We start from the raw sequence: 23,196 nt of genomic DNA, 5'->3' as shown, positions 1-23,196 counted from the left end.
CTTCCTATTGGGATTGTTCTTTCTTCGAGAACATTATATCGTCAACATAAATGGCGCCCTGCCTGACATCCGCGGTTATGTCGTCGAACGTGAAGACGAGCTCTTTCATCTTCGACCAATCGGATATCGAGCCCAGCGCCTTCAGCTCCTGCATCGGTATTACCATCTTTTGCCATCCGAGGGTTATGTCTTTGACAAGGTATACCACGCGCTCGCCCTTGTCGTTTTTCATCTCGATCTTGAATTGGGTCGTAAATCCCCTTTCGCTGTCGCCCTTTATCAACATGCTCATCTCGTCGTAAGAGCTGAGGTCCGCGTTGTTGAGCTTGATATAGATGCCGTTGAACGCCGGCATAGACGACGCCACACTATATGATATCTTCAGGACATGGGTCTCGACCCCTACTTTGCCCAATACGTCCTTCGAGGTGACTACCTCGATGGAACAGCTCTGGTTAGGGTCGGCGGGGTTGTAATCCCACGTGCCGATATCGGTGCCGATATCGCTGCGGCCGTTATTCTCAAAACTTGCCACCATAAGGTCCGCGGCAAGCACAGCCCCGGAGGGCATCACAAGCACACATAACAAAAGAACGGATAAAACAATTACTTTCATAGGTTCATTCCTCCTCAGTGTTCCGACAAATACCTGAACGCGCTCAGGCAGGCCTTGGAACCCTCACCTGCGGCGATGATTATCTGCTTCTCGGGGACATCGGTGACGTCGCCGGCAGCGAAGATGCCCGGGATGTTCGTCTCGTTGCGGCTATTGACCTTGATCTCGCCAACCTCGTTCTTGGACAGGTCTTTGGCAAAATCAGCGTTCGGGATCAGGCCTATCTCTACAAAGATCCCCTGGACGTTTACGGTGCGTTCCTCGCCGCTGACAGCTATCTTTATGGAATTTACAAATTTGTCGCCCAAAACAGCAATAACGCGGCTCTCGTTAAACACCGTGACGATAGGGTCTTTTTCGACCTTTTCGCGCATCACCGGGTCTCCCCCAAGCCGCGAAGTATTATTTATGACGTATATCTTTTTCGCTATCTTTAACATTTGCAGGGCGGCGTCAAGGGCAGAGTTGCCGCCGCCTATAATAGCCACATCCTTCCCGGAAAATAACGGGCCGTCGCAGGTGGCGCAATAGGTCACCCCCCTGTTCTTGAACTCTTTCTCCCCCGGCACCCTCAGTTCGCGGGACTTCTTGCCGGAAGCCACTATTACGGCCTTGCCCCGGTACTCGCCCTTGTCGGTCTTTACCAGCGCCGTATCGACCAGTTTTTTAAGGCCGGTAACCATCTCGCCTTCCTTGAGCGCGATATTATACTTGCGCATATGCTCTTCAAATTTCGCTGCAAGGTCAGGCCCGCTTATGAACTGGTAGCCGGTATAATTCTCGATGTCGCCGCTCCAAGCGGCCTGCCCGCCGATATCCGGGCTAATGACCAGTATGCTCATTTTTTTGCGCGCCGCGTAAACGGCCGCTGTGATCCCTGCGGGCCCGGCGCCTATGATTATCAGGTCGTAAACGGTCATATCCCCAATTCTTTTTTTATCTCTTCTTTATCGAAGCCGACTATTATCTTGCCCTCGATGTCTAAGACCGGGACGCCCATCTGGCCGGAGAGCTTGACCATCTCCTCGGATTTCTGCTGGTCCGCGGAGACGTCAAAATTCTCAAATGGTATATTATTTTCTTCCAGGAATTTTTTCGCCCTTATGCAATACGGGCAGGTGGGAGTGCTGTAAATTTTTACCTTTTTCATGTCGCTCTCCTTTGGTCTGGATTCCCGCTTACGCGGGAATAACAATTAAAACTTCTCCCAGTGGATGACTTCTTTCAGCGGACGCTTCTGGTGAGATCGGGGTTTTTCTTTAGGATAACCGAGCGATATGATGCTTATCAATTTAAGATCTGCCGGGACATCGAGGGCTTTCGCGATCCCTATCCCGTAGTCTTTCTTATCCCCGGCTATCCAGCAGGACGCTACTCCCTGTGCGGCGGCGGCGAGAAGGATGTTCTCGGTAGCGCCGCATCCGTCCTCAAGGTAATACTTGGTGTCCTTGCAGAACGTGACTATTGCCGCCGATGCCTCTGCCATGAATTTGCCGTGGTCGGTGATATTCGCGAGTTCCTTTACCTTTTCCTTGTTGGTTACGACTACAAATTCCCACGGCTGTTCGCCCCTCGCGGTCGGGGCCAGGCGGCCGGCATCGACCATCTTCTCTAATTTCTCTTTTTCAACGGGTTTATCGCTGTATTCCCTGACGCTTATCCTGCTTTTAAACGCTTCAAAGATATCCATATCCCTTTTCCCTTCTTTCAGTATTTGTAATAAAGGCCGGCGCTCAGCGAATCTTCGTCTATGAAATGGCCTTCTACCTTCAGGGTCAAGTCATCCCTGATGTCGAACCCGCAGCCGGCTATAACGCCGCCGTAATATTTCGGGTGCATCCTTTTCCTGTCGCCGTGGTTTACGCGATAGCCCTGGTCGAACAGCGACGCTTTCCCGCCGACGAACGGCTCGAACTTCCCGAATTTCTTGGACGCGAGGAGGTCGAGCTGCCAATCATCGAGGAAAGTCTCGTACAAATTACCGCCGACATTCTCATCCGTGGGATGGACGCTTATATGATGCAAGCCTAAAGTGGCCCTGGCCTTATACGCGGGCTTGTTCCAGAGGAGGATCCTGAACCCGTATCCGCCGGCGAAACCTGTCCCGAAATTTATCTCCGGCCTCTCTCCTCCGCTCTGCCTGACGTCGCCGACGCCAAGTTTGCCGTCGAACGCGAACCAGTCTAACACGCCGTAAGAGAGGTCGACAAAATGCTGGTAGCTCCTGATCCTGCCGTTGGAGTCGTTTAAGCTGTGTTTAAATACAAGGTTGGCTTGATACCCTATCGAGATCTTTCCTTTGTCCGGCGTATCGGTGCCGTATGCCGGAGCCGCGTAAACGCGGGAAGGATAAAACAGGAAAAGCAAAACCAACGTGATAAAAAGTGATTTACGCATGCGCATATTATACCGTAATTGGGAAGTTTTTAGGATTTTTTTCGATAAAAAAGGAGGCCGGCGAGGCCCAGGCCGAATATGACGGCGGTCTTGTGTTCCGGCACCGTATTCTCGTTGGGCACCGAACCGTTTAATATGCTGTAAGCGCCTGTGTATTCCGGGGCCGCTTCGACAGGCGTTTCTTCTGCCGCGGCGACCTGTATAGCGGGCGAGATCCCGGGAGGCACCGATTGGAGCCCGCCGTATTTTTTTACGCGGATATTATCGAGATAAAACGGGTCTACCGGACCGCCGCCTGGATACACCACGAACATCACGTTATTTGCCGTAGTGGCATAATCAAACGGGGCCTTGAAATCTTTTGAGCTGATCTCAAATGTGACGTTATTGTTCATCCCGCTTTTGAGGGTCTTGGGAACGCTTTCGTGGTAATTGCCTGTCTCGAAAGCGAGCGCTATCTGGCAGGGGTCTCCGCTGTTATAGATATCCAGGATCACCTGGTTCGCGAAAGAAACATTAAGATTGGCGTTCGCCTTCCTGATGATGACGCCGCTCGCGGGGATCTCCCCGTTAACGTTCACCGCCAGGCTGCTGCTCCCCTCTGTCTTGTAGTCGGAGGTAACGGCCATTTTGCCGCCGGTGTTCATGCTCCAATTGCTGCTACTTTCAAGCCCGTCCCACAATATGACGTCCCCGCCCTGCGCTAAAGCAGGTTGGTTGAAAACAAAAAGGAGCAAGGCACAATAAGCTGTTATGCTTAATGCCATTTGCTCCTTGATTTGCAAACAAATAGGGGTTTTACCGGCTCTCATGACATACTTATTATAACTCTTTACAAATTAAGTGTCAAAACAAAAGATTTCGAGAACTCGGCCTTACTTTTCCTGCTTACCTAACGGCAGCAAGTTCTTTACGGCTTTGGCGGCATCCTTAGCTACATCGCCGCCTGCGCTCGTAACGCTGTTCACAGCGGAAATCACGTCTGAGGCGGAGACCTTCAGCGGGCTGAGGTCAAAATGGGCAAGTGACGCGATGCTGGTACTGGCCAGGGCCTTGAAGACGACCAAAGCAGCGAAAGAATACGGGTTGGTTATATTGGTGTAACGCTCATTAACCCCTATATTGTACTCTTTCACCATCGGCTCGCCTGACCCCGAATAATCCTTATATACGACCTTGTCTATCTTTAACTCCAGGACGTCGATCTTAAACTTCTTATTCTGGTTCTTGTCCCCTTTCTTTTGGTCCATCTGCTGCTGTATAGGCTTCATGCAATCGAGATTAAGCTTGCCCTCCACGTTCTTTATGACCACAAACTCCTTGATGTTGAGTTTTACTTCTTTAAGATGTTTGGTGCCGGTCAGGAATGAGCCGGGATAGTAATTGATATAAACCTCCGGCATATCCACCATGACCCTGTCCTTGAAATCCCTCGGCGGATTGTATAATTTGAACCCTTTGACATCGACCGCGCTCTTGAAAATGTTTAAGCTGACGCTTCGTAAACTCGCTGAAAGGTCGGTAAAGGACCTTACCGCTACGGTTAAAAATGAGCTGGCAATAAAGTCTTTGGCGAGAAATAATACGACGAGGACTACCGCAATTATGATCAGTATCTTTTTCATGCCCTCTCCTTTCTTTTTTCTACTTGGTTATCACGAATACGGCGTTTAAGGCGAAGAGGTTGGGGAAAAAATTGGCCGGCCTACCCTTCGCCAGATAATGCTCGCTTATGATAGAGATCCCCTTTTCCGCGCAGAACTCCTTGAAGTCGCTTATGCTCAGGAAATGCAGGTTAGGTGTATTATACCACCTGTATGGCAGCGAGGGGGTAACCGGCGTCTTGCCTTTTAGGAAAAGCCGGAACCTTGCCCTCCAGTAGGCAAAGTTGGGAAATCCTACGATTACGTTCCTGCCTACCCTGAGCGCCTCGTCTATCACGAAGTCGACCTTCCTGACCTCCTGCATACTCTGGTTAAGTATCACGTAGTCGAAAGATTTGTCAGGGTATTCGGTCAGCCCGCTGTCTATATCTCCGTGGAATACGCTTAATCCTTTCTCCACGCATTTATAGATCGCGTCTTCGCTCAGTTCAATACCCTGCGCCTTTATCTTCTTCCCCTTCGAGAGGAGATAAAGCAGGTCCCCTTCGCCGCAGCCGAGGTCCAATACCCTCGAGCCGGGTTCGACGATCACGTATATTACCTTATGGTCAAGCCTCGCTATTTCTTCAGCCATTTATTTTATTCGCCTTCCTTGTATATTTTTTTAAGAAAGTGCTTTATCAGGTGCGTTTCCTCCTCGACCTCGAGCAGGAACGCGTCGTGCCCGTAAGTCGACTTGACCTCGCAATACGTGGCGTCGACATGCCTGGTCTTAAGCTGGCGCACGATATCCTGCAGCTGGTAAGAAGGATAGAGCCAGTCCGACTTAAAAGCGATGACCAGGAAGCGGGTATCCACCGCCTTCCCCTGGCGTATAAGCTTCCCGTCGGAAAGATCGAAATAATCGAGCGCCTTGGTTATATAGAGATATGAATTGGCGTCAAAGCGTTTCACGAAGGCGTCGCCCTTGTATCTCAAATAACCCTCTACCTCGAAATCGGTCTTGAACGTAAAGCTGTAATTCTTCTCTTTAAGCCGGCGGGAGAACTTCTCCTCCATCGACTGGTCGCTCATGTAAGTTATGTGGCCGACCATGCGCGCGACAGCCAGGCCCCTCTCGGGTTGGCCGTGACCGTAATAGTCCCCTTCCCTCCACTCCGGGTCAGCCATTACCGCCTGCCTTCCGACCTCGTTAAAAGCTATCTGCTGCGGAGAATGTTTCAGCGCCGAAGCAATGGGTATGGCAGAGCGCACCCTGTCAGGGTAAGACGCGACCCATTGGAGTGTCTGCATCCCGCCCATCGAGCCGCCTACCACGCAAAGCAGCTTGTCTATGCCGAGATGGTTTATCAAATGGCTCTGGGCATGGACCATATCGGATATAGTTATCAGCGGGAATTCCAGCGCGTAGGGCTTCCCTGTCTTCGGGTTGACCGAAGAAGGGCCTGTGCTTCCCTTGCATCCGCCGATGACATTGGAACAGATCACGAAATATTTCGTCGTATCAAAGGCCTTGCCCGGTCCTATCATCGAATCCCACCAGCCCGGGTCCTTATCCCCTTCGTGGAAACCCGCGGCATGCGCGTCGCCTGAGAGGGCGTGCTCTATCAGTATCGCGTTGCTCTTCCGGCCGTTCAGGGTGCCGTAGGTCTCGTAAGCCAAAGTGATGGGGCCGAGGGCCTGGCCGGACTCCAACTTCAGCTCGCGCGGGGGTTCCGCGAAAGTGAAGTATTTTATTTTTACTGTGCCTACGCTGTTCTCGACTGTCATTTTAACCTCAACCTTTGGTTTTTCCCAGGGCCTGCTCTATGTCAGCTATTATATCATCTATATGCTCGAGGCCTATGGATAGCCTTATAAAATCGGGCGTGACGCCTGTCGCGAGGCGCTCTTCTTCGCTGAGCTGCTGGTGCGTCGTAGTAGCCGGGTGTATCGCGAGGCTCTTTGCGTCGCCGATATTCGCGAGATGCGATATCAACTCGAGCGATTCGATGAACGTCTTTCCGGCCTCAAGGCCTCCCTTTACGCCGAAGCCTATTATCGCGCCGGCGCCTTTGCCGAGGTATTTCTTTGCTTTATCGTGATCCGGGCTCGACGGCAGGCCCGGGTAGTTCACCCAGGCGACTTTAGGATGCTTCTTGAGATATTGGGCGACCGCCAGCGCGTTCTCCGAATGGCGCGGCATCCTGAGATGCAGGGTCTCAAGGCCCTGTAGCAGGAGGAAAGAGTTGAACGGCGATATCGCCGGGCCGAGGTCCCTCAGGAGAGTCACTCTTGCTTTTATTATATACGCTATATTACCGAGCGGCTTTAGCGCCTCCACAAAGTTTATGCCGTGGTAACTCGGGTCCGGTTCTGATATAAGCGGGAACTTTCCGTTCGTCCAGTTGAACTTGCCCGAATCGACTATCACGCCGCCGATCGAGGTCCCGTGCCCGCCGATGAATTTCGTCGCCGAATAGACGACGATGTCCACGCCGAAATCTATCGGCCTGAGCAGGTAAGGCGTCGCTGTGTTGTCCAGGACAAGCGGTATCCCGTTCTTATGCGCTAACTTCGAGAGCTCTTCCAGGTCCGTGACGTCAAGCTTCGGGTTGCCTACGGATTCCGCGTATATCGCCTTCGTCTTCGGGGTTATTGCCTTCTCGAACCCGGCCAGGTCATTGGACTTGACGAATTTGACGTTTATGCCGAATTTCTTGAACGTATAATGGAAAAGATTATACGTGCCTCCGTAAAGGTTATCCGCGGAGACTATCTCATCGCCGTTCTGCGCTATATTAAGGAGCGCCAGCGTTATGGCCGACTGGCCGCTTGCCACGGCCAATGCGCCCACGCCGCCGTCTAAAAGAGCTATCCTCTTCTCGAAGACGTCGGTAGTGGGATTCATGAGCCTCGTATAGATGTTGCCGAACTCTTTCAGGCCGAAAAGATCAGCGGCGTGTTGCGTGCTCTTGAACTGGTACGAGGTTGTCTGGTAGATCGGGACTGCCCTCGAGCCTGTCGTTGGGTCGGGCTCCTGCCCGCCGTGCAAAGCCAGTGATTCCACTTTCAGTTTACTGTCTATCTTGCTCATTTTTTCCTTTCGAAACCCGCTTGTGGTTAGTTCACCTAACCATAAAAACAAAAAACCCGCGCTAAAAAGCACGGGCCTCAAATAATCTTTGTTTGCTTTTTAGCACATTTATTAAGCGGAGCAATACGCCTCAAATCGCCGCTTTATCATTTTGTATAATTCTACCATCTATATTTTATTTGTCAAGAATAATTTTTGGCGGGTGGTGGGGATGATGTTTCGTCGCGTACTGTTCCCTGAGGGCTTCATGCAGTTCTTCTTCTTTGATAAACCCGAGCTCCTTGAGCACCTCACCGAAAAGGATCCCCCTCCTCCAGTGGATATTAAGGGCCTCGTCAAGTTGTTCCGCCGTCAGGAGTTTCTTCCCCAGAAGGATGGTCCCGAGAGGCACATAAGGGTCTAAGGAGACATCCGGCTTCTTATAGAGCTGCGGCCCTACAAATTCCCCGGTCTTGCTGCTCCTCCTGTCCTCCATGAATTTGCTCCCGGATATCTCCTTAAGGAAGCCCTTGATCTCGGCCAATCTCTCGTTTATCTGGATTATGCTGCGCAATTCGGAGCGGCTCTCCCTGTTTACGACGGCGAGCGATATGCTCATCAGGTCCACCTTTACCATCTTGCGCGTCCTGTCTTTCGCGTAAATGAACCCCTGCTTCCTGTCATCCGGGGAATAGTGGAAAGGTATGATCCTGTCAAAAGCGAGGATCATGTTGTGGCAGACCTCTTTGAACTTATCGATGGAGGTTATGAACATGAAGTCATCACCTCCTATGTGGCCGATAAAATCCTCGCTGTGCCGTATTTCTTGATAGTCGTATAAAGGACGTATGCGGTCTGCATTATGGCCCTGTCGCCCTTTAGATAACCGTAGACGTCATTGAAATATTTGAAACTGTCTATATCGAGGTAGCCGAAAGAAAAAGAGACGTCCTTTTTCAGCCGCTCCTGCACCGCTTCTTCTATTATACGGCCTCCCGGGAGCCCGGTAAGCGGGCTGGCGTAGAAACCGTATTGCGATCTCCGCATCGCCATCTCCACCCTTACGCGCAGGTCGAGGGGATCCGGCGGCTTGATAAGGTAATCGTCCACGCCCTGTTTCAGGTTCAACAGCTGCGTCCTGAGCTGGCGCTTGTTGATGAGGGTTATGACCGGGATGAAAGCGGTAACGAAATCGTCTTTTAAAAGGCGGCATATCTCGAGGTGCGCCTTGCTGGCGGAATGCACATCCACCACTATGACGTCGGGGGATATCATCTTTATCGGCATGACTTCGTGGAGCGGGGATTCGTGCAGGAATACCTCATAACCCCAGCCGTCGAAACAAAAGCTTAAGACTTCCCTTAGGCTCTTGTCAGAAGAAATGATAAGTATCTTTTTTATTCTGTCCAACTGCTATTTTTCCTGTTGGAGGACCTTCAAGAAAGCGTCCACCACCTTCGGGTCGAACTGTGTGCCGGAACTCTCCCTCACCATCTTTATCGCTTCATCTCTCGAAAAGGCCTTGCGGTAGGGGCGGTCGGAGGTCAACGCCTCGTAGACATCCGAGACCGCGATTATCCGCGCCCCTATAGGTATCTCATCGCCCTTCAGCCCGTTCAGGTATCCGCCGCCGTCCCATCTCTCATGATGATAGTATATCATTGGGATGACGCCCTGTAGCGATTGGATAGGCCTTAATATGTCCACCGCGATCTGGGGGTGCTTCCTTATCTCGTCAAATTCCTCTTTCGTCAACTTCCCTTTTTTTAGGAGGATATTCTCGCTTATGCCTATCTTGCCGAGGTCGTGTAAAATGGAAGCTTTCCTTATCTTGTCCACTTCATCATTTGGAAGGCCAAGCTCGCGCGCGACCTCGGTAGCGTAATGCACGGTCTTCTCGACATGCTCGCCGGTATAATGGTCCTTGAGTTCGATAGTCTTGGCGAAAGCGAATATTGATTCTATCAGGCCCTGGTTCGCCTGCCTGGTCAACTTCTCTAATTCCTTCTTCAGCGACTTGACATCGGCCGTCTTTTCGGTTTCGCCGGGAGACCTGCCTTTATCCTGCCTCTTCAGGTCGGATGACGAATAGACCCTGTTCCCCCCGAACTCCTTGACCTTGACCAATATGTGGTCCGCAAAGTCGATGAGGTCCATCCCTTTTGATATCTTGTCTTCCGGATACGACGCCACCGCGACGCTTATCTTGAGTTTTACTTTATGCGACTCATCCCCGAAATCGTAGAGGCTGATGACTTCGAGGATCCTTTCGGCAAGTGCCACGGCGTCTGCCCTGTCGGTAGCGGGAGATAATACCACAAACTCCTCTCCTCCCGTACGCACCACTATGTCATACTGGCGGACCGCCATCTTGAGCTGCCGCGCGAATTGCTTAAGGATAACATCCCCGAACTGGTGGCCATAAACGTCGTTTATAGACTTAAAATAGTCTATGTCGGTAAGTATCGCCGAAAGGGGGTGCGCGTATCTCTTGGCGCGGAAGAATTCGGCCTCGATGACTTCGCCTAAATAACGGTGGTTGTAAAGGCCTGTGTGGGAATCCTTGAGGGCGAGCTGTTTGAAGATCCTGTTGGATTTGGTGAGCTCCTCGTTGAGCTTCGCGAGGTTCTCTTTGGCGAGTTTTTGTTCGGTTATATCCCGGATAGATTCTATGGCGCCGGTAAGATTGCCCGACTTGTCGTAAAGCGGCGAGGCCTTGGCCCAGACAAAGATACCCTTGCCGTGGTTCAGGGACGGCAAAAAGACCTCGGTGTACAGCACGTTACCTTCACGTTTTACGTAATCGTATTTGCTTTCGATCTCGCGGTTGGATTTGAATATGAGGTCAACGAGAACAGGCCTTCTGTCCCCGTAGAAAGGGACGGCGTAGGCGTAATCTCCCTTGCCGATGACTTCGCTTTTGGCGACGCCGGTCATCTCCTCGGTGGCCTTGTTCCAGGCGATGACTTTGCCATTGATGTCTATGACAAAGGTTGCATCTGGAAGAAATTCAATAATATCAAATAATTGGTCCTGGATGTCTTTTTCTCCCATGTTTTTAAATCATTATAATTATGCCACCAATGTCTTCAAAAGTCAAATTATTAGGCTGGTGACTAACGGGAGACGCTGAACTCGGCTTTTTTTCGTAAGTTATTATCTACGAATAAAATAACCGTATACTTGCCTGGGGGAAGCTGGCCTGCGGGGATTATAGCCGCGGGTTGGGAAGCGACATCAGTGCCGGGAAGGTCCTTATATTCCGCATATACCTCGATGGTTGAACCTTTTAAAACTACTTTCTTTATGGCTATCTTACTTAATTTTAAAAAGGATCCCCTGAAAACGATGACCTCGATCTGGTCCTTCATCTTAAACGACCGGGAAGGCCTATTGCCTTCAAGCAGTACCTGTTTAAGGGTGATCAGGGCCTGGCGGGGTGTGCCTTTTGCCAAATATATCTCTTCCCCGTAAGTCTTTTGGCCGGCCGCGCTCCCCCCTAAGGCGTAAAGGGTCACCATCACATTTCCCAATTCCAGTTCTTTGCCGGAGACGCCCTCCCCTTCGGCCTGTCCGGAGGACTGGAGAGCCAGGAAGAGAGAGGCCGCTATTACGGCAAAGGCCTTATTAAAGATAGGCGGCATCAGTCGCCTCCGCTTAATTGTTTGATATCGGCAAAGACCTTTTCGATGTTCTTTATTTCTTTCTCGATCTCGCCGAGCAGCGCCTTCTGCCTTTCCGAGGTAAGAGGAATAGATATAGCGGTAAAAGATGATATCAGGAAGATGACCAGGAGCGCGCCGTAGAGGACTTCGGTCACGACGAAGAACTTTGCCAGGATATGTACCGGATAGATGTCCCCGTATCCGACTGTGGCGATAGTGATCGCGCTGTAATATATAAAATCCGCTATCGAGCCGAAACGGCCGAACCCGCCCAGTTCCGCGGACGAAACGAAGCTTGAACCTACGATCTTATGCAGGCCGTAGTATATGAAGGCGTAGCCTAGTATCAGGAACATGAAGGTCGAAAAGAACCTGCCCAGGAAATTCTGGAGCAGGCTGACCTTCGAGAAATTGGCAACCTCGTTCTTTAGCTCCTCGAAGTAAGCGAGCTTGCCCCAGGCGTAAGCCTCCATATGGTGCCTGTTCTCCAGGTCCTTGAATTCACCGCTCAGGTATTTAAGCAGCCTCTCCCCCCATCTTTTTATCTTATGGATGCGTATCTTGTAATCTATCAGCGGGTCGAGGGTCCAGGAGAAGATGATTATGAGCCAGAGGAACATGCCGGCCATCATCGCCGATATCCCTATCCAGATAAGCCAGCCCCGGGAAGAAAAAAAGATAACGACAGCCGCCAGGACCATGAGCGTGACTACCGACTCGCGCCTGTACGTAAGCCTTATCCCGAAATGGCCGAAGAAGAGATTTTTTATCCGCGCGCCGAAATAATCAAAGACCGCGCTGATCTTCTCGGATATCCTATCGATGCGGAAGATTATTTTTTCGAGCATCCGTAGTGTCCTATCTTCTCTTTAACGCTCCAGTATTCGCCCCAATTATACGAGAAAGGTTTCGCCCTGGCGTAATCGATCCTGCCCGTCTCCGTCATCACCGACTCGTCTATGTGGACGGCGACGACCTCGGCCAGGAACATCTCGTGCGTCCCGAGCAGCATCGCGTTCTTCACTTTGCATTCGAGGTTTACAGGGCATTCTTTTATGAGAGGGGACTTGACGTGCGTGGCCGGTTCCGGGGTAAGCTTCGTCAGGGCGAACTTATCCGTGTCCCGCCCGGAGACCATCCCGCAGATATCGGTCTCTTTCATTATATCGGAAGTTGGGATATTCACCGTAAATTCCCCCGTTTCTTTTATCAGCGGGTGGGAGTGGCGGTGCGGCCTTATGGAGATGGAGACCATCGGCGGTTCCGAGCAGACGACGCCGGCCCACGCCAAAGTTATGATATTCGGCTTGCCGTTCTTTCCGACGCAGGTAACAAGGACGACCGGCAGCGGGAAGAGCGCGACATCACCTTTGATCTCTTTTTTAGCCATCTTCATCCCTCCGTTTTTTATTATAACATACCGCTCTTCAAAAGGCCAAGCCTCTCTTCTAAAGGCCCAGCGAGAGCAGGTATTTGAGGTTTCTTTCGATATGTTCTTTGCAATGGGGCTCGGAAGTTATGATCGGCTCCCTGCCTTTCTTCCAGGCTTCGATCAGCAGCCTCTTGAAATCCAGGTCACCGTCCCCAAGCGGCAGATGGGTATCGAAATCACCCTTGTTGTCGGAAAGATGCAATTCGCCTATCGACCCGTCCGGGTACCATTTCAAGGCGTCGAACGGGGACATCTTGCCGAACGCGTAATAATGGCCGGCGTCAAAACACGCCTCCACAGACGGGGAGTTGATCCCCTTCAGCAGCCCCACAACCACTTCGGGATCCGGGTCTACGGAATTTTCTATGGCGATGACTATCTTCCTTGATTCGGCGGCTTTCATCGCCTCCTTCCAGACCGGGATGCTGAGGTCGAGAAAAATGCGCGAGGCGCCTTTGTAAAAGATGGGGTCGAGCCCTGTATGCAATACGATGTGGTTGGCCCTCAGTTTCTCGCAAAAATCAAGCGCCGATATAAAACGCCCGTAGGTCAGGTCCCTTATCTTGGGATCCGTGCTTCCCGGATTAAGGTCCAGGAACGGCCCGTGCACTATTTTTTTTATCCCGCGGCTTTCAAAGACGCCGTTTATTTTATCTATCTCATCATCGGTATAATTGTCCAGTGCCTCTCCGTTGGCGTATATCTCGCAATTCACCCCGATCTGCGCTATCCAGTCGAGGCTGCTTAAGAGTATCCTGTAAGGCACATGAAAGTAGACCTTCTCCTTAGTTATCCTCATTTAATAAACTCCTTCTATTCGTAAAAAAGGCCTAGGTTTACCCTAGGCCGTGAATAAGTCCTCAACCCTACCGTGAGGTTTGGCTGCTTGACCCTTTATTCAAGGTGGGGTTCTGTCGAATACCCCGAAAGGTATCCGAACTCCAAACCCCTTATACGACTTTGCTGATCATTGCGCCAACCCTAACACGGATAGGGTAGATATCTTTTCCGATACAATTATATCACGGCCGCAGGTAAAGTCAATACTACTATTGCTCCATCAGCGACTGGATCGCCTTCATTATCCCTGCCAGTAAAGAATCGACCGTCCGATCGTCCGGCTCATCCATCCTTCCCGGTTCGATAGCTTTTCCTATTATTATTTCTACGGGACAGGGCTTCGGCAATACGGAATTGCGCGGATAGGCCTTGAAAGCGCCCTTGACCGCGCACGGTACGACCGGCGCGCCCGATCTTAACGCCATAATGGCCGCGCCTCTCCTGCCCGCGCCGAGCCTTCCGTCGTAACTCCTGGATCCCTCCGGGAATACTCCTAAAGCCCCGCCTTTCCCGAGCAGGTCTATGGCCTTCCCGACCGAACCGTTCTCCCTTATCATGCCTGTCGAAGCGAACAAAGGCCTCAGCCACCAAACATCATAGACGTCTTTCCGGACTATCCATTTTATCTGCCTGGGGACAACGGCTGCGATCGCGACGGGATCCAGGTAGCTGGAGTGATTGGCGGCTATTATGACTTTGCCTTCGGCGGGGATATTCTCTACGCCCTTGACTTTCAGGCAGAAAAAAATCCTGCAGATCAACCACCCGATCGGGCGCAGGATTCCGTACAACAAAGTTTTAATTTATTATTACCATCCTCTTGGCCAGGATGGAATTGATATAGCCGGTTATCTTAACCATATCCTGTTTCTTGATCCTGCTGAAGAAGACGCCTATGTTCCTGCAATTGGGATTCGACGGGGATTTTACCGGTTCCGAACGGACGACAACGCCCTCTATATGTATGGGATGCGCCTTTGATTTTTCTTCGGAAGGGAGCAGGAGCACGATCTTGACTTTTGATAAAAGCGGGAAATAACCGTCAACCTGGCAAAAAACGCCTGAACAGCTGATATTTTTTGTTACGCTTATCGTGTCGAAGCCTTCATCTTTTATCTTTAGAGGCACTTTCTCATCGACACGCGGATGTTTTCTTCTTTCGGACTTTGGCCTTGACATAAGTTTATATTTTACTTGTTCCGCGGTTGTGCTGCGTTCTGGCCGATCTGTTCTTCCACCCACTCTTTATAAACGTGGTCCAGTATGCGGTTCCTGTCAAAAGGCGACATCTGGGAGAACTTCACCCCGGCGGAGGATTCGGTCTTGATCTCTGATTTCTCCACCCAGACAAGGTCTCCTTTCGCGTACACAGGAGCCATATCCTCGGGGATCCTCAACTTGATCTCTAACTCGGTGCCCGGAACGAGTTTGCTGTTTACGGTGATCTGCATCCCTTCGCGGCTCAGGTTGCGCGTAACGGAGATGCCTTCTATCGGGGCGCCATTTCCGGGAACCATATACTCCACTTCAACGGCCACATCAAAACGCATAAATTTCCGTTTCTCACTCATCCCCCTCACCCCCCTATCTTTTTTTAAAGATCAGTTCTCGTCCTCCTTTTTCAGTTGTAATCATTATCTACCCCTCAAAAACAAAAGTCAAGTTAATATTCCAGCAACTCCTCGATGATCCGCTTTATACGGCCTTTATCCTCGTCCGTGATATCGGTAAATTCTATTCCCGTATCAAACTGCGCGGGTTTCTTCTTTGCGTATTCGTTGCGCCGCATGACCCATGCGACTTTGCCGCCGCATGCTAACGGGACCGGGTCATCGGCAAGGAAAATTTCTACGTCAACCGGGGTATTCCTCAATAACCCTTTCTCGAGTATGACACAGATCCCGCCGGTAGAGATGTTCTCGGTCTGGGTCCTGAAGACAAGGCTGGTCTCTTTTTTCTTGACGATGACGACGCATTCGAAGACGACGCGCGCGCCCCTTCTTGTATCGATTCCGCCCCAGCCCATTTTCATCCCCTCACAAAGATATTATACCCCCAATACCGCGCATTACAACAGGATTTTTGCTTTGACAAGCATATATTATGATGATAGAATGAAAATCACGAAATCCGTTTTTTCGGGTTTTTTGGAGGTCCTCCGCGTGTATGAAAGTTTTTTTGGCCTAAAAGAAAGACCTTTCAACGTAACCGCCGACCCTAATTTCCTTTTTTTCAGCAAGAAGCACCGTGAAGCCTTCGACCATCTCATCTACGGCATAAAAGAAAGAAAGGGATTCCTTGAGATAACCGGCGAGATCGGCACAGGCAAGACCACCCTTTGCCGCGCCCTCTTGGGCCAGCTCGACAAAAATACGAAGACCGCCTTTATCCTTAACTCAAACCTTCCGGAGATGCAGCTCTTACTGGCCATAGTCACCGACCTGGGCCTCGCGCCAAAGCCAAAGACCAAGATAAGCCTCCTTACCGAGCTCAACAAGTTCCTGATCGCGGAACTTAAAGCCGGCTCTAATGTGGTCCTTATCATCGATGAGGCGCAAAACCTCAAGGCGGCCCAGTTGGAACAGATAAGGCTGCTTTCCAACCTTGAGACCGACAAGGAAAAACTGATCCAGATAGTCCTCGTCGGCCAACCGCAGCTGAAGGAAAAGCTTGATTCCCCCGAGTTGGAACAGCTCAGGCAGAGGATCGCGGTAAGGTATCATATCCTTCCCCTGGACAGGACCGAATTGGGCGATTATATTTACCACCGCCTGCGGGTCGCGGGCGCCGACGGGAACATAACATTCGAGCCGGATGCCCTGGGAGAGATCTATGAATACTCCTCAGGCGTGCCGAGATTGATAAACCTCATCTGCGACAGGGTATTACTTCTGGGATTCTCCATGGAGACAAAAACAATGACTCTGGACATGATAAAGCGTTCCGTTGAAGAGATCGAGGGGTATGTAAAAATATGAGCATAATACTGGAAGCCTTAAAAAAGGCGTCTGCGGACGGTAATACCCCGCCGCTTGCCGCCGGAACTACGGCCAAAATCCGGGAAGAAAAGATCGAGGAGGCAGCCGGGGTCTCTGACAGCGGCGGTTTTAACCTTTCGAGGACAATGCTGATGGCCGCGGCGGCGATCGTGATCGTCGGCCTTGTCGCATTTTTGACGCTCCCGCAGGGCGGGTCGCAGAACCCGACAACCGAAGCGAACAACGTTATCGCATCTCTTTCGTCTTCCCATGAAACAAACAGCAGACCGGCCGCCGAAGGATACTCTACGGTCCCCTCTCCCGCTCCCTCAAAACAGGAAGTTACCCCCCTCGGCAGTTTCATAACAAAACTGTCAAATCCCCGCCTGACCCTCAGCGGGATAGTCTATGGCGCGGGTAAACCGGCCGCCATAATAGAGAACAGGATCCTCGAGGAGGGCGCCTCAATAAAAGGAGCCAGGATAGTAAAGATCCATAATAGCAGCGTCGAGATGCTGGATGAGGTGACAGGCCAGGGTTTCGTCCTGAAATTGGATTGACCCTTACTCCGGGTTAAGGCTTCTTACCTTTTACCTTTTTAACGGATTTTTTTACGGCTGTATTTTTGGAAGGAACGGTCTCTTTTTTAGAGACCGCGGTTTCGGAAAGGACAGGCTCTTTATGGCTGACCTTCGATATGAACAATTTTACGGCGAAGAATGATCCGTAAGCCGCTAAGATAAGGACCACGATGGACCCGATCACCACCAGCTGCCTGGTCTTAAGGAAAGGCGGCTTGAACCATATCTCCGGGCGCTCGAGCGATTCCTTGTCTTTCTTAAGCCTGTTGACCTCGCCCTGAAGCCGTTTGAACTCGCCTTTTAATTCTTCCAGTTCGGAATTAAGCTCCTTCTTCATTTTCGCGTCGGGTTTTTCCTGTATCGGCGCCTCTTCATTTTCCTTTACGATAAAAGAGGAATCCATCACCTCCACCTTGCCGAGGTAATCCCCGTAAAGCTGCCTCTGGATATCTTTTTCCGAGAGGTTCTTTACGCTCTTATCCGTTTTATCCGATTTTTTCCAGAACAATTTGGCCTCAGAAAGTGACTACAAATTTTATTATGTCGATGCCGCCGGAGACGAGCTTCTGGTCCTCCTTGAAACCCCTGCTCCCGCACAATTTGATCGCGCTCTTCATAGTTGTCGCGGCGTGGAAGACCGCTTCGCGATAACCTTTTTCTTTGCAAAAATCCAGGGCCCTGTCTATGAGCAGGCCTCCGAATCCTTTCTTCCTGAATGAAGGGCTGACAAAGAGCCGCCTTATGATGGCGGTATTTTTCGACTCCTCCTTGATCCCGACGGTCCCGGCTATCTCGCCGTTATCCTCTATCACGAAAAATTGCTCCCTCTTTCCGCCGTAGACCTTGCCTATCGAATCGAGGTCGCCGTAAGGATAAGCGTTATGCCCATACTCGAACTCTTTGGAGAGTATGCCGCTGATCAACTCCTTTACCTGCTTCTGGTCCCTGGATTGTATCGGTCTGATCTGCATGTTATGTGATTTTACTTCTCCTCAGCCATTTTGTCAAGCAAGCCCTCGTTAAAAAGCGCTTTATAGGCGGCGTCCTGTTCCGCCGATTTTTTGTTCTTCCCTTCTCCCCTCCCGCGCGCCATCCCGCCGAAGAGGACCGCGACCTCGAAATGTTTCCTGTGCTCCGGCCCTTCTTCGGATACTACCGTATATTTCGGGGTGGCCTTGTAGGCTTTCGAAGTATATTCCTGGAGGACCGATTTATAATCTTTAGTGGTGCCGCCTTCCGAGATCCTCTTCAATTCCGCCTTAAATTGGCCCTCGATGAATTTTCCGGCTTTTTTGAAGCCCCCGTCGATATAGATGGACCCTATCACGGCCTCATACGCGCCCACAAGGTTCCTCGACTGTTCGGCGCCGCCGCTCGCCGCTTCTCCTTTTCCGAGCAGGATCATCTCTCCGAGCCCGAGCTTCCTGGCCAGGCCTTCCAGGGTCGGGCGGCTTACGAGCGCCGACCGTATCCGGGTCATCTCTCCCTCGAGGAAATCCGGGAACCGCTTGAAGATAGTGCCGCTTATCACCAACCCGAGGACCGCGTCACCGAGGAACTCGAGCCTCTCGTTATCGGACCCCTTCCCTCCGGCATGCTCATAAGCGTATGAACGGTGGACAAGCGCCTGCGCCAGGAGCCGCTTATTCCTGAACGCATACTTTATCCGCCGTTCAAATTTTTTAAGTTCGGATGACCTTGATTTATCTGCCATGGAGGGGTTTCAACGGTATAATTTTTTTATCTCTTCGCGTATTAACGGTTCGGGGATCGCTTCCCTGACTACGACCCTGCCTATTTTTACCGGGAGGACAAACCTGTTCACCCCCCGGATGAATTTCTTATCGCGCGACAGGGAACACATGATCTTTGCCGTGTCGGTCTTCTTCAGGTTTACCGGGAGGCCGAAACTGCCGATCAGCTTTTCTATCCTTGAGACACCCGCAGCCGGGAATATCCCCAATCTCTGCGACATGCGCGCGGCGGCTATCATTCCCAACCCTACCGCCTCGCCGTGCGAATAGGCGCCGGAATATCCGTGCGCCGCCTCGACGGCATGCCCTATCGTATGGCCGTAATTCAAAATTGTCCTTATCGACTTCTTTTCCTTTTCGTCCTTCGATACTATGACTGCTTTTATCTTCGCGCACCTCTTTACTATCTCCAGGAGCGTGCCGGCGTCCCGCCTGAGTATCTTCCTCCTGTTGCGTTCGAGATAACCGAAGAGCGCCCTGTCTTTTATTACGGCGTATTTGATGACCTCGGCCATGCCTGAGGCGAAATCGCGGCCCGAAAGGCCCCTGAGGAAAGATATATTGCTGTAGACGAGTTTGGGTTGATGGAATGAGCCTACCAGGTTCTTGCCCTCGGGCAGGTCCACCGCTACTTTTCCGCCGATCGATGAGTCTACCTGGGCAAGCAATGTCGTCGGGACCTGGATATACGGTATCCCCCGTTTATACGCGGATGCCGCGAAACCTCCGAGGTCCCCCACCACCCCGCCTCCCAGCGCGACGGCGCACAGCCTCTTGCCCTTGCCGTCCATCCTGGAAAGCGACGCCAAAAGCCTCATCGCCTCTTTGAGCGACTTGGCCTTTTCCGAATCGGGGACAACCAGGAATTTCACCCTGAGGCCGGACCCCTTAAGGGAACTCCCGAGCTTCTTGCCGAAAAGGGACTTGACCTTCGCATTCGTGATGACTGCCGCGTCTGTCCCGGGATCAAGCCTTCTTAATTCCCGCGACAGCCTTCCAAGAGTCTTTTCGATGGCGATAATATAGCTGCGCTCGCCAAGGCGGACCGGTACTGAAGCCATGATATCACCTTATGATTGATGATTACGGAGCCGCTTAGTTAGATCTTCGTTACGTTGGACGCCTGATCGCCTTTTTCGGTGTTCGCTATCTCGAATTTCACCTTCTGCCCTTCGGCCAAAGTCTTATAACCTTCGCCGATTATCGCAGAATGGTGGACAAAGACATCCTTACCCCCGTTATCCGGAGTTATGAAACCGTAGCCCTTCTGGTTAGAGAACCACTTTACCACTCCGGTCAATTCGTCTGCCATTGTTATTACGCACCTCCTTCCTTTTTAAGATTTAAAACCCTATGATCCTTGAGAGCGCAAACAAAATAGGATTAACGAACCAATTTAAAAAACCCATCCACAGCATTACAAAGAGTATCATAAATCCGTACGGCTCTATGCTCATATAGCTCATCGCCATCCTTGGCGGCAGGAAGCTGAATAAGATCCTCGAACCGTCAAGAGGCGGGATCGGTATAAGGTTGAACGCCGCCAGGATCAGGTTTATGCTTATCGCGTAAAACATAAGGCCTTTTAACAGCGGCTCATGCAAAAAAGGGAACAGCCGGTAAGCCGCCACAAGCGCAAAGGCTAACATGACATTGGCTAAAGGGCCGGCTGCGCCGACCCACGCGATATCCTTCTTTGGATTGCGGAGACCCAGGAAATTTATCGGGACGGGCTTGGCCCACCCGAAGACGACCGGCGATCCCATGATCATCAGGGTGATAGGCAACAATATGGTGCCGATAGGGTCGATATGAGAAACGGGATTTAGGGTCAATCTTCCGGAAAATTTCGCCGTCGGGTCGCCTAACTTATAAGCTACCCATCCGTGGGCGATCTCATGGATCATCATGGCGAACAGGAATATCGGGATTATTACGATAAAATCCAGGACGGTTACGGTAAAATTTGCTAAAAATCTATCCATCAGGAAACGGGGCTGCCTATTTTTACGGGTTTTTCGGGGATCAATACGGCAAGCGATTCCCCGTCCTTCGTGGCGAGGATCATGCCGTTCGAGACAGCTCCCCGTATAGTGGCCGGTTCGAGGTTGTCTATCATGACTACCGACTTCCCCTCGAGTTCTTCTTTTTTATAAAAAGGCTTTATGCCCGCGACTACCGTCTTTTCCGCCTCGCCGGTCGATACGGTGATGAGATACAGTTTGTCGGCGTTAGGATGGTCTTCTACCTTCAGGACCTTGGCTATCCTGATGTTGAGTTTTTTGAAATCTTCGAATTTTACGTATTCCATCTCTACTCGATTATTTGTACCGCGTCAGCCTCGTAGAGCGCCGTCCCGTTCACGTCCTTCCTTACGCCCCAGACGTTCACCGGCAGGTTGATATAGCGGTTAAGGTCTACTTTCGAACTCGAGAGATAGCCCAGGGACTTGCCGTCTTTGACGATCTTAAAATGGCTTAAGCGCCCGTGGACCTTGCCCACATTATTGACCAGCCCCGAGACCATTGGCGCCTCTCCGGGCCGCGGCGAGGAGATATTCTTTATTTTGGCGTCGTAATCCTCTTTCGCCTTTAGATGCCCTATCTCGGCCATCTTTAATTTTATCTCTTCCGCCTTAAGCAGCGCTTCTTTCTCCTCGGGAGTGTCTTTGTATTCGGCGGCGAATTTCTGGTATCTCTCGAGGATCCACTTGAGCTCTATCTCGCGTAAGGGCTTCTTAAGCTCCGCCGCGTATGACGCGTCAAGCTGGGCTAATTTTTCAGGCAGGCCGGCGGGCTTCGGGACTTCGGAGCTTCCGTCACTATTGACGTAATCAGAGGATACCCACCCGCATGAACCCTTTGGGGCCTCTATCTCATACCAGTCAAGGTATTCCTTGCGTATCTTGACCGCCGTGCCTTTATTAAGGCGGCCGACGATGGATGAGGAGACGGTGCCCGCGGCCCTGACGTTGATCTTGTCTTCCGAGATCACCGTCTGGCCGTCTTTCTTTGAGACCTTGGACTTAGTGACATAGACGAGCGCCTTCTTCGGGAGCTCTATCTTATACCATTTGCCCTTAAGCCCCAGCACGTTTATCTCTTCCCCTTTTTTCAACTGGCAGACAACTTCGGAAGAGATGCTGTCGGCGGCCCTTACATTCACCCGGTCACCGGAGACGGTCCCGGTAAAGGGCCCGCCCTCGAGCGATCCTTTCGACGCGTATGAAAGGTTAAAAGGAAAAACAAGGCAGGCTACAGCGCAGAGAAAAAACCTTGCACAAAAAGAAAGTTTCACTTCCCTTCCTTCGATTTTGCCTGGTCCTTCTTGCCCGGAGCCGCTGCCGCCGGTTTCGCGCCCGCGGCCGGTTTCGCGCCGGCAGTGGCCGCGCCTGCGGCCGGAGCCGTTCCCGCCGCCCCTGGAGCCGCTACGGCACCTTCAGCCGCGACTTTCTCGACCTTCTCTTTCTTGACCTTGATCTTCACGGACTTGACCTTAGGAAGGCCGAATACGGACTGATCTTCCTTCCACTTGTCTTTTTCCGACAGCATTTTTATACGTTCGAACCTCTTAAAAACCGACCTATGGCCCTTCCCTTTGGAAGGACGCAGACTTGGATGGATCGACATCAATCACTCTCCTTGCATTTTAGCGTTTTCTTACCAGGCACCCTTTATACTTCTTTCCCATCGCTGCAAGCGTCTGTTTCGCCGCATCTTTCGTGGCGAATGAACCGACGCACAAAATGAAATAATCGCCCTTTTTTATTATATCTGCGGAATAGCCCATGGCCTTAACCCGCGAGAGTTCTTTCTCCGCCGCGCCACGGACCTTGTACGAAGCTACCTGTACCGTAAAAGGCTTATCCGCGGCCGGTGCCGCGGCGCTTACAACCGGTTTGACGGCAACCGTTTTAACGGGCTCCGGCGCCTTCGGAAACGTCTTTGGCGCTTCGGCGACCGGCAGCGGCGCCGGCTTTACAGACGGCGCCTCGACAACCGGTTCGACCGGGGCCGGGGCTTCCACGTCCGCGCTGTTCAAGTTCCTCCCTCTTTCCACCCCCAGAGAAAAGATGATAGCCGCCACAAGAGCGACGCCGATCAGGATTATGAACAGCGTCTCATAGCGAATAGACAAAGCCAGACGATACTGCGGGAAGATCTGCTTATCGAACTTGTTCAATACGCCGAAAAACCTTCCCCTCGTCTTCTTTACTACTACAAACTCGTCAAACAGCTCTTGCTGTTGTTTTTGGGTATTTAAAGGCGGCATCT

33 protein-coding genes are annotated in these 23,196 nt (G+C 51.5%); 2 read left to right on the top strand and 31 right to left on the bottom strand.

Annotation, left to right across the window (positions count from 1 at the left end):
• Positions 1-4: 4 nt before the first annotated feature.
• From WC317_01540 to WC317_01440, 21 genes are all read right to left on the bottom strand, one after another.
• The gene (locus tag WC317_01540) at positions 5-616 is read right to left on the bottom strand and encodes a carbohydrate binding domain-containing protein (GenBank protein MFA5338815.1); all 612 of its coding nucleotides are present in this window, start codon (positions 614-616) and stop codon (positions 5-7) included.
• A 14-nt stretch (positions 617-630) separates the two neighbouring features.
• A complete protein-coding gene (locus WC317_01535) occupies positions 631-1,536 on the bottom strand; it encodes an FAD-dependent oxidoreductase (GenBank protein ID MFA5338814.1) in 906 nt (301 codons plus the stop codon).
• Positions 1,533-1,766 carry a glutaredoxin domain-containing protein gene (locus WC317_01530; GenBank protein MFA5338813.1) on the bottom strand — a complete coding sequence of 78 codons (234 nt, stop codon included), beginning with the start codon at positions 1,764-1,766 and terminating at the stop codon, positions 1,533-1,535. Before WC317_01530 ends, WC317_01535 begins: the two co-directional genes overlap by 4 nt.
• Positions 1,767-1,811: 45 nt before the next feature.
• On the bottom strand, positions 1,812-2,306 hold the full coding sequence (locus WC317_01525; GenBank protein ID MFA5338812.1) for a nitroreductase family protein: 495 nt from the start codon (positions 2,304-2,306) through the stop codon (positions 1,812-1,814).
• A 17-nt stretch (positions 2,307-2,323) separates the two neighbouring features.
• Positions 2,324-3,013: a hypothetical protein gene (locus WC317_01520; GenBank protein MFA5338811.1), complete on the bottom strand. Its 690-nt coding sequence runs from the start codon at positions 3,011-3,013 to the stop codon at positions 2,324-2,326.
• Between the two features lie 29 nt (positions 3,014-3,042).
• On the bottom strand, positions 3,043-3,780 hold the full coding sequence (locus WC317_01515; GenBank protein MFA5338810.1) for a hypothetical protein: 738 nt from the start codon (positions 3,778-3,780) through the stop codon (positions 3,043-3,045).
• A gap of 108 nt (positions 3,781-3,888) precedes the next feature.
• Positions 3,889-4,638, bottom strand: a complete 750-nt coding sequence (locus WC317_01510) for a hypothetical protein (protein MFA5338809.1) — start codon at positions 4,636-4,638, stop codon at positions 3,889-3,891.
• Between the two features lie 19 nt (positions 4,639-4,657).
• On the bottom strand, positions 4,658-5,251 hold the full coding sequence (metW, locus tag WC317_01505) for a methionine biosynthesis protein MetW (GenBank protein MFA5338808.1): 594 nt from the start codon (positions 5,249-5,251) through the stop codon (positions 4,658-4,660).
• A gap of 5 nt (positions 5,252-5,256) precedes the next feature.
• On the bottom strand, positions 5,257-6,387 hold the full coding sequence (locus WC317_01500) for a homoserine O-acetyltransferase (protein ID MFA5338807.1): 1,131 nt from the start codon (positions 6,385-6,387) through the stop codon (positions 5,257-5,259).
• Between the two features lie 7 nt (positions 6,388-6,394).
• A complete protein-coding gene (locus WC317_01495; protein MFA5338806.1) occupies positions 6,395-7,693 on the bottom strand; it encodes an O-acetylhomoserine aminocarboxypropyltransferase/cysteine synthase in 1,299 nt (432 codons plus the stop codon).
• A 175-nt stretch (positions 7,694-7,868) separates the two neighbouring features.
• On the bottom strand, positions 7,869-8,447 hold the full coding sequence (locus tag WC317_01490) for a hypothetical protein (GenBank protein MFA5338805.1): 579 nt from the start codon (positions 8,445-8,447) through the stop codon (positions 7,869-7,871).
• Positions 8,448-8,461: 14 nt separating this feature from the next.
• Positions 8,462-9,082, bottom strand: coding sequence for a diguanylate cyclase (locus WC317_01485; GenBank protein MFA5338804.1), 621 nt, complete (start codon positions 9,080-9,082; stop codon positions 8,462-8,464).
• Between the two features lie 3 nt (positions 9,083-9,085).
• A complete protein-coding gene (locus WC317_01480) occupies positions 9,086-10,726 on the bottom strand; it encodes a diguanylate cyclase (protein ID MFA5338803.1) in 1,641 nt (546 codons plus the stop codon).
• A gap of 62 nt (positions 10,727-10,788) precedes the next feature.
• The gene (locus WC317_01475) at positions 10,789-11,316 is read right to left on the bottom strand and encodes a hypothetical protein (protein MFA5338802.1); all 528 of its coding nucleotides are present in this window, start codon (positions 11,314-11,316) and stop codon (positions 10,789-10,791) included.
• Entirely contained in the window at positions 11,316-12,185 is an 870-nt protein-coding gene (locus tag WC317_01470) for a potassium channel family protein (GenBank protein ID MFA5338801.1), read from the bottom strand. Before WC317_01470 ends, WC317_01475 begins: the two co-directional genes overlap by 1 nt.
• Positions 12,170-12,727 (bottom strand): flavin reductase family protein, encoded by a 558-nt coding sequence (locus WC317_01465; protein MFA5338800.1) that lies wholly within the window; start codon positions 12,725-12,727, stop codon positions 12,170-12,172. Before WC317_01465 ends, WC317_01470 begins: the two co-directional genes overlap by 16 nt.
• Positions 12,728-12,785: 58 nt before the next feature.
• A complete protein-coding gene (locus tag WC317_01460; GenBank protein ID MFA5338799.1) occupies positions 12,786-13,568 on the bottom strand; it encodes a sugar phosphate isomerase/epimerase family protein in 783 nt (260 codons plus the stop codon).
• Between the two features lie 250 nt (positions 13,569-13,818).
• Entirely contained in the window at positions 13,819-14,403 is a 585-nt protein-coding gene (locus WC317_01455; GenBank protein ID MFA5338798.1) for a lysophospholipid acyltransferase family protein, read from the bottom strand.
• Positions 14,404-14,407: 4 nt separating this feature from the next.
• The gene (locus WC317_01450) at positions 14,408-14,788 is read right to left on the bottom strand and encodes a PilZ domain-containing protein (GenBank protein MFA5338797.1); all 381 of its coding nucleotides are present in this window, start codon (positions 14,786-14,788) and stop codon (positions 14,408-14,410) included.
• 11 nt (positions 14,789-14,799) lie between these two features.
• A complete protein-coding gene (locus WC317_01445) occupies positions 14,800-15,180 on the bottom strand; it encodes a PilZ domain-containing protein (GenBank protein MFA5338796.1) in 381 nt (126 codons plus the stop codon).
• 92 nt (positions 15,181-15,272) lie between these two features.
• Positions 15,273-15,635, bottom strand: a complete 363-nt coding sequence (locus tag WC317_01440) for a PilZ domain-containing protein (GenBank protein MFA5338795.1) — start codon at positions 15,633-15,635, stop codon at positions 15,273-15,275.
• Positions 15,636-15,723: 88 nt separating this feature from the next.
• Here WC317_01440 and WC317_01435 point away from each other — a divergent pair, with 88 nt between their 5' ends.
• Positions 15,724-16,587, top strand: coding sequence for an AAA family ATPase (locus tag WC317_01435; protein MFA5338794.1), 864 nt, complete (start codon positions 15,724-15,726; stop codon positions 16,585-16,587).
• The gene (locus tag WC317_01430; protein ID MFA5338793.1) at positions 16,584-17,147 is read left to right on the top strand and encodes a hypothetical protein; all 564 of its coding nucleotides are present in this window, start codon (positions 16,584-16,586) and stop codon (positions 17,145-17,147) included. Before WC317_01435 ends, WC317_01430 begins: the two co-directional genes overlap by 4 nt.
• A 13-nt stretch (positions 17,148-17,160) precedes the next feature.
• On the opposite strand, the gene WC317_01425 is transcribed toward WC317_01430, so the two are convergent.
• From WC317_01425 to WC317_01380, 10 genes are all read right to left on the bottom strand, one after another.
• Positions 17,161-17,676 (bottom strand): hypothetical protein, encoded by a 516-nt coding sequence (locus WC317_01425; protein ID MFA5338792.1) that lies wholly within the window; start codon positions 17,674-17,676, stop codon positions 17,161-17,163.
• A gap of 7 nt (positions 17,677-17,683) precedes the next feature.
• Complete coding sequence (locus WC317_01420; GenBank protein ID MFA5338791.1) at positions 17,684-18,139, bottom strand: GNAT family N-acetyltransferase; 456 nt, start codon at positions 18,137-18,139, stop codon at positions 17,684-17,686.
• An 11-nt stretch (positions 18,140-18,150) separates the two neighbouring features.
• The gene (gene rnc, locus WC317_01415) at positions 18,151-18,882 is read right to left on the bottom strand and encodes a ribonuclease III (GenBank protein MFA5338790.1); all 732 of its coding nucleotides are present in this window, start codon (positions 18,880-18,882) and stop codon (positions 18,151-18,153) included.
• A 9-nt stretch (positions 18,883-18,891) separates the two neighbouring features.
• A complete protein-coding gene (gene aroB, locus WC317_01410) occupies positions 18,892-19,983 on the bottom strand; it encodes a 3-dehydroquinate synthase (GenBank protein MFA5338789.1) in 1,092 nt (363 codons plus the stop codon).
• Between the two features lie 38 nt (positions 19,984-20,021).
• Positions 20,022-20,234, bottom strand: coding sequence for a cold shock domain-containing protein (locus tag WC317_01405; GenBank protein ID MFA5338788.1), 213 nt, complete (start codon positions 20,232-20,234; stop codon positions 20,022-20,024).
• Positions 20,235-20,265: 31 nt separating this feature from the next.
• Positions 20,266-20,907, bottom strand: a complete 642-nt coding sequence (locus tag WC317_01400) for a site-2 protease family protein (protein MFA5338787.1) — start codon at positions 20,905-20,907, stop codon at positions 20,266-20,268.
• Positions 20,907-21,233: a hypothetical protein gene (locus tag WC317_01395; protein ID MFA5338786.1), complete on the bottom strand. Its 327-nt coding sequence runs from the start codon at positions 21,231-21,233 to the stop codon at positions 20,907-20,909. Before WC317_01395 ends, WC317_01400 begins: the two co-directional genes overlap by 1 nt.
• A 2-nt stretch (positions 21,234-21,235) precedes the next feature.
• On the bottom strand, positions 21,236-22,087 hold the full coding sequence (locus WC317_01390; protein MFA5338785.1) for an SH3 domain-containing protein: 852 nt from the start codon (positions 22,085-22,087) through the stop codon (positions 21,236-21,238).
• A gap of 128 nt (positions 22,088-22,215) precedes the next feature.
• Positions 22,216-22,551, bottom strand: coding sequence for a small basic protein (locus WC317_01385; protein MFA5338784.1), 336 nt, complete (start codon positions 22,549-22,551; stop codon positions 22,216-22,218).
• Positions 22,552-22,570: 19 nt separating this feature from the next.
• Positions 22,571-23,194, bottom strand: coding sequence for an SPOR domain-containing protein (locus tag WC317_01380; protein ID MFA5338783.1), 624 nt, complete (start codon positions 23,192-23,194; stop codon positions 22,571-22,573).
• Positions 23,195-23,196 lie beyond the last annotated feature (2 nt).

The organism is Candidatus Omnitrophota bacterium (assembly GCA_041653595.1).
Lineage (GTDB): Bacteria > Omnitrophota > Gorgyraeia > Pluralincolimonadales > Pluralincolimonadaceae > Pluralincolimonas.
The sequence above is the reverse complement of the archived record's forward strand: the minus strand, read 5'-3'. Positions and strand labels throughout refer to the sequence as shown.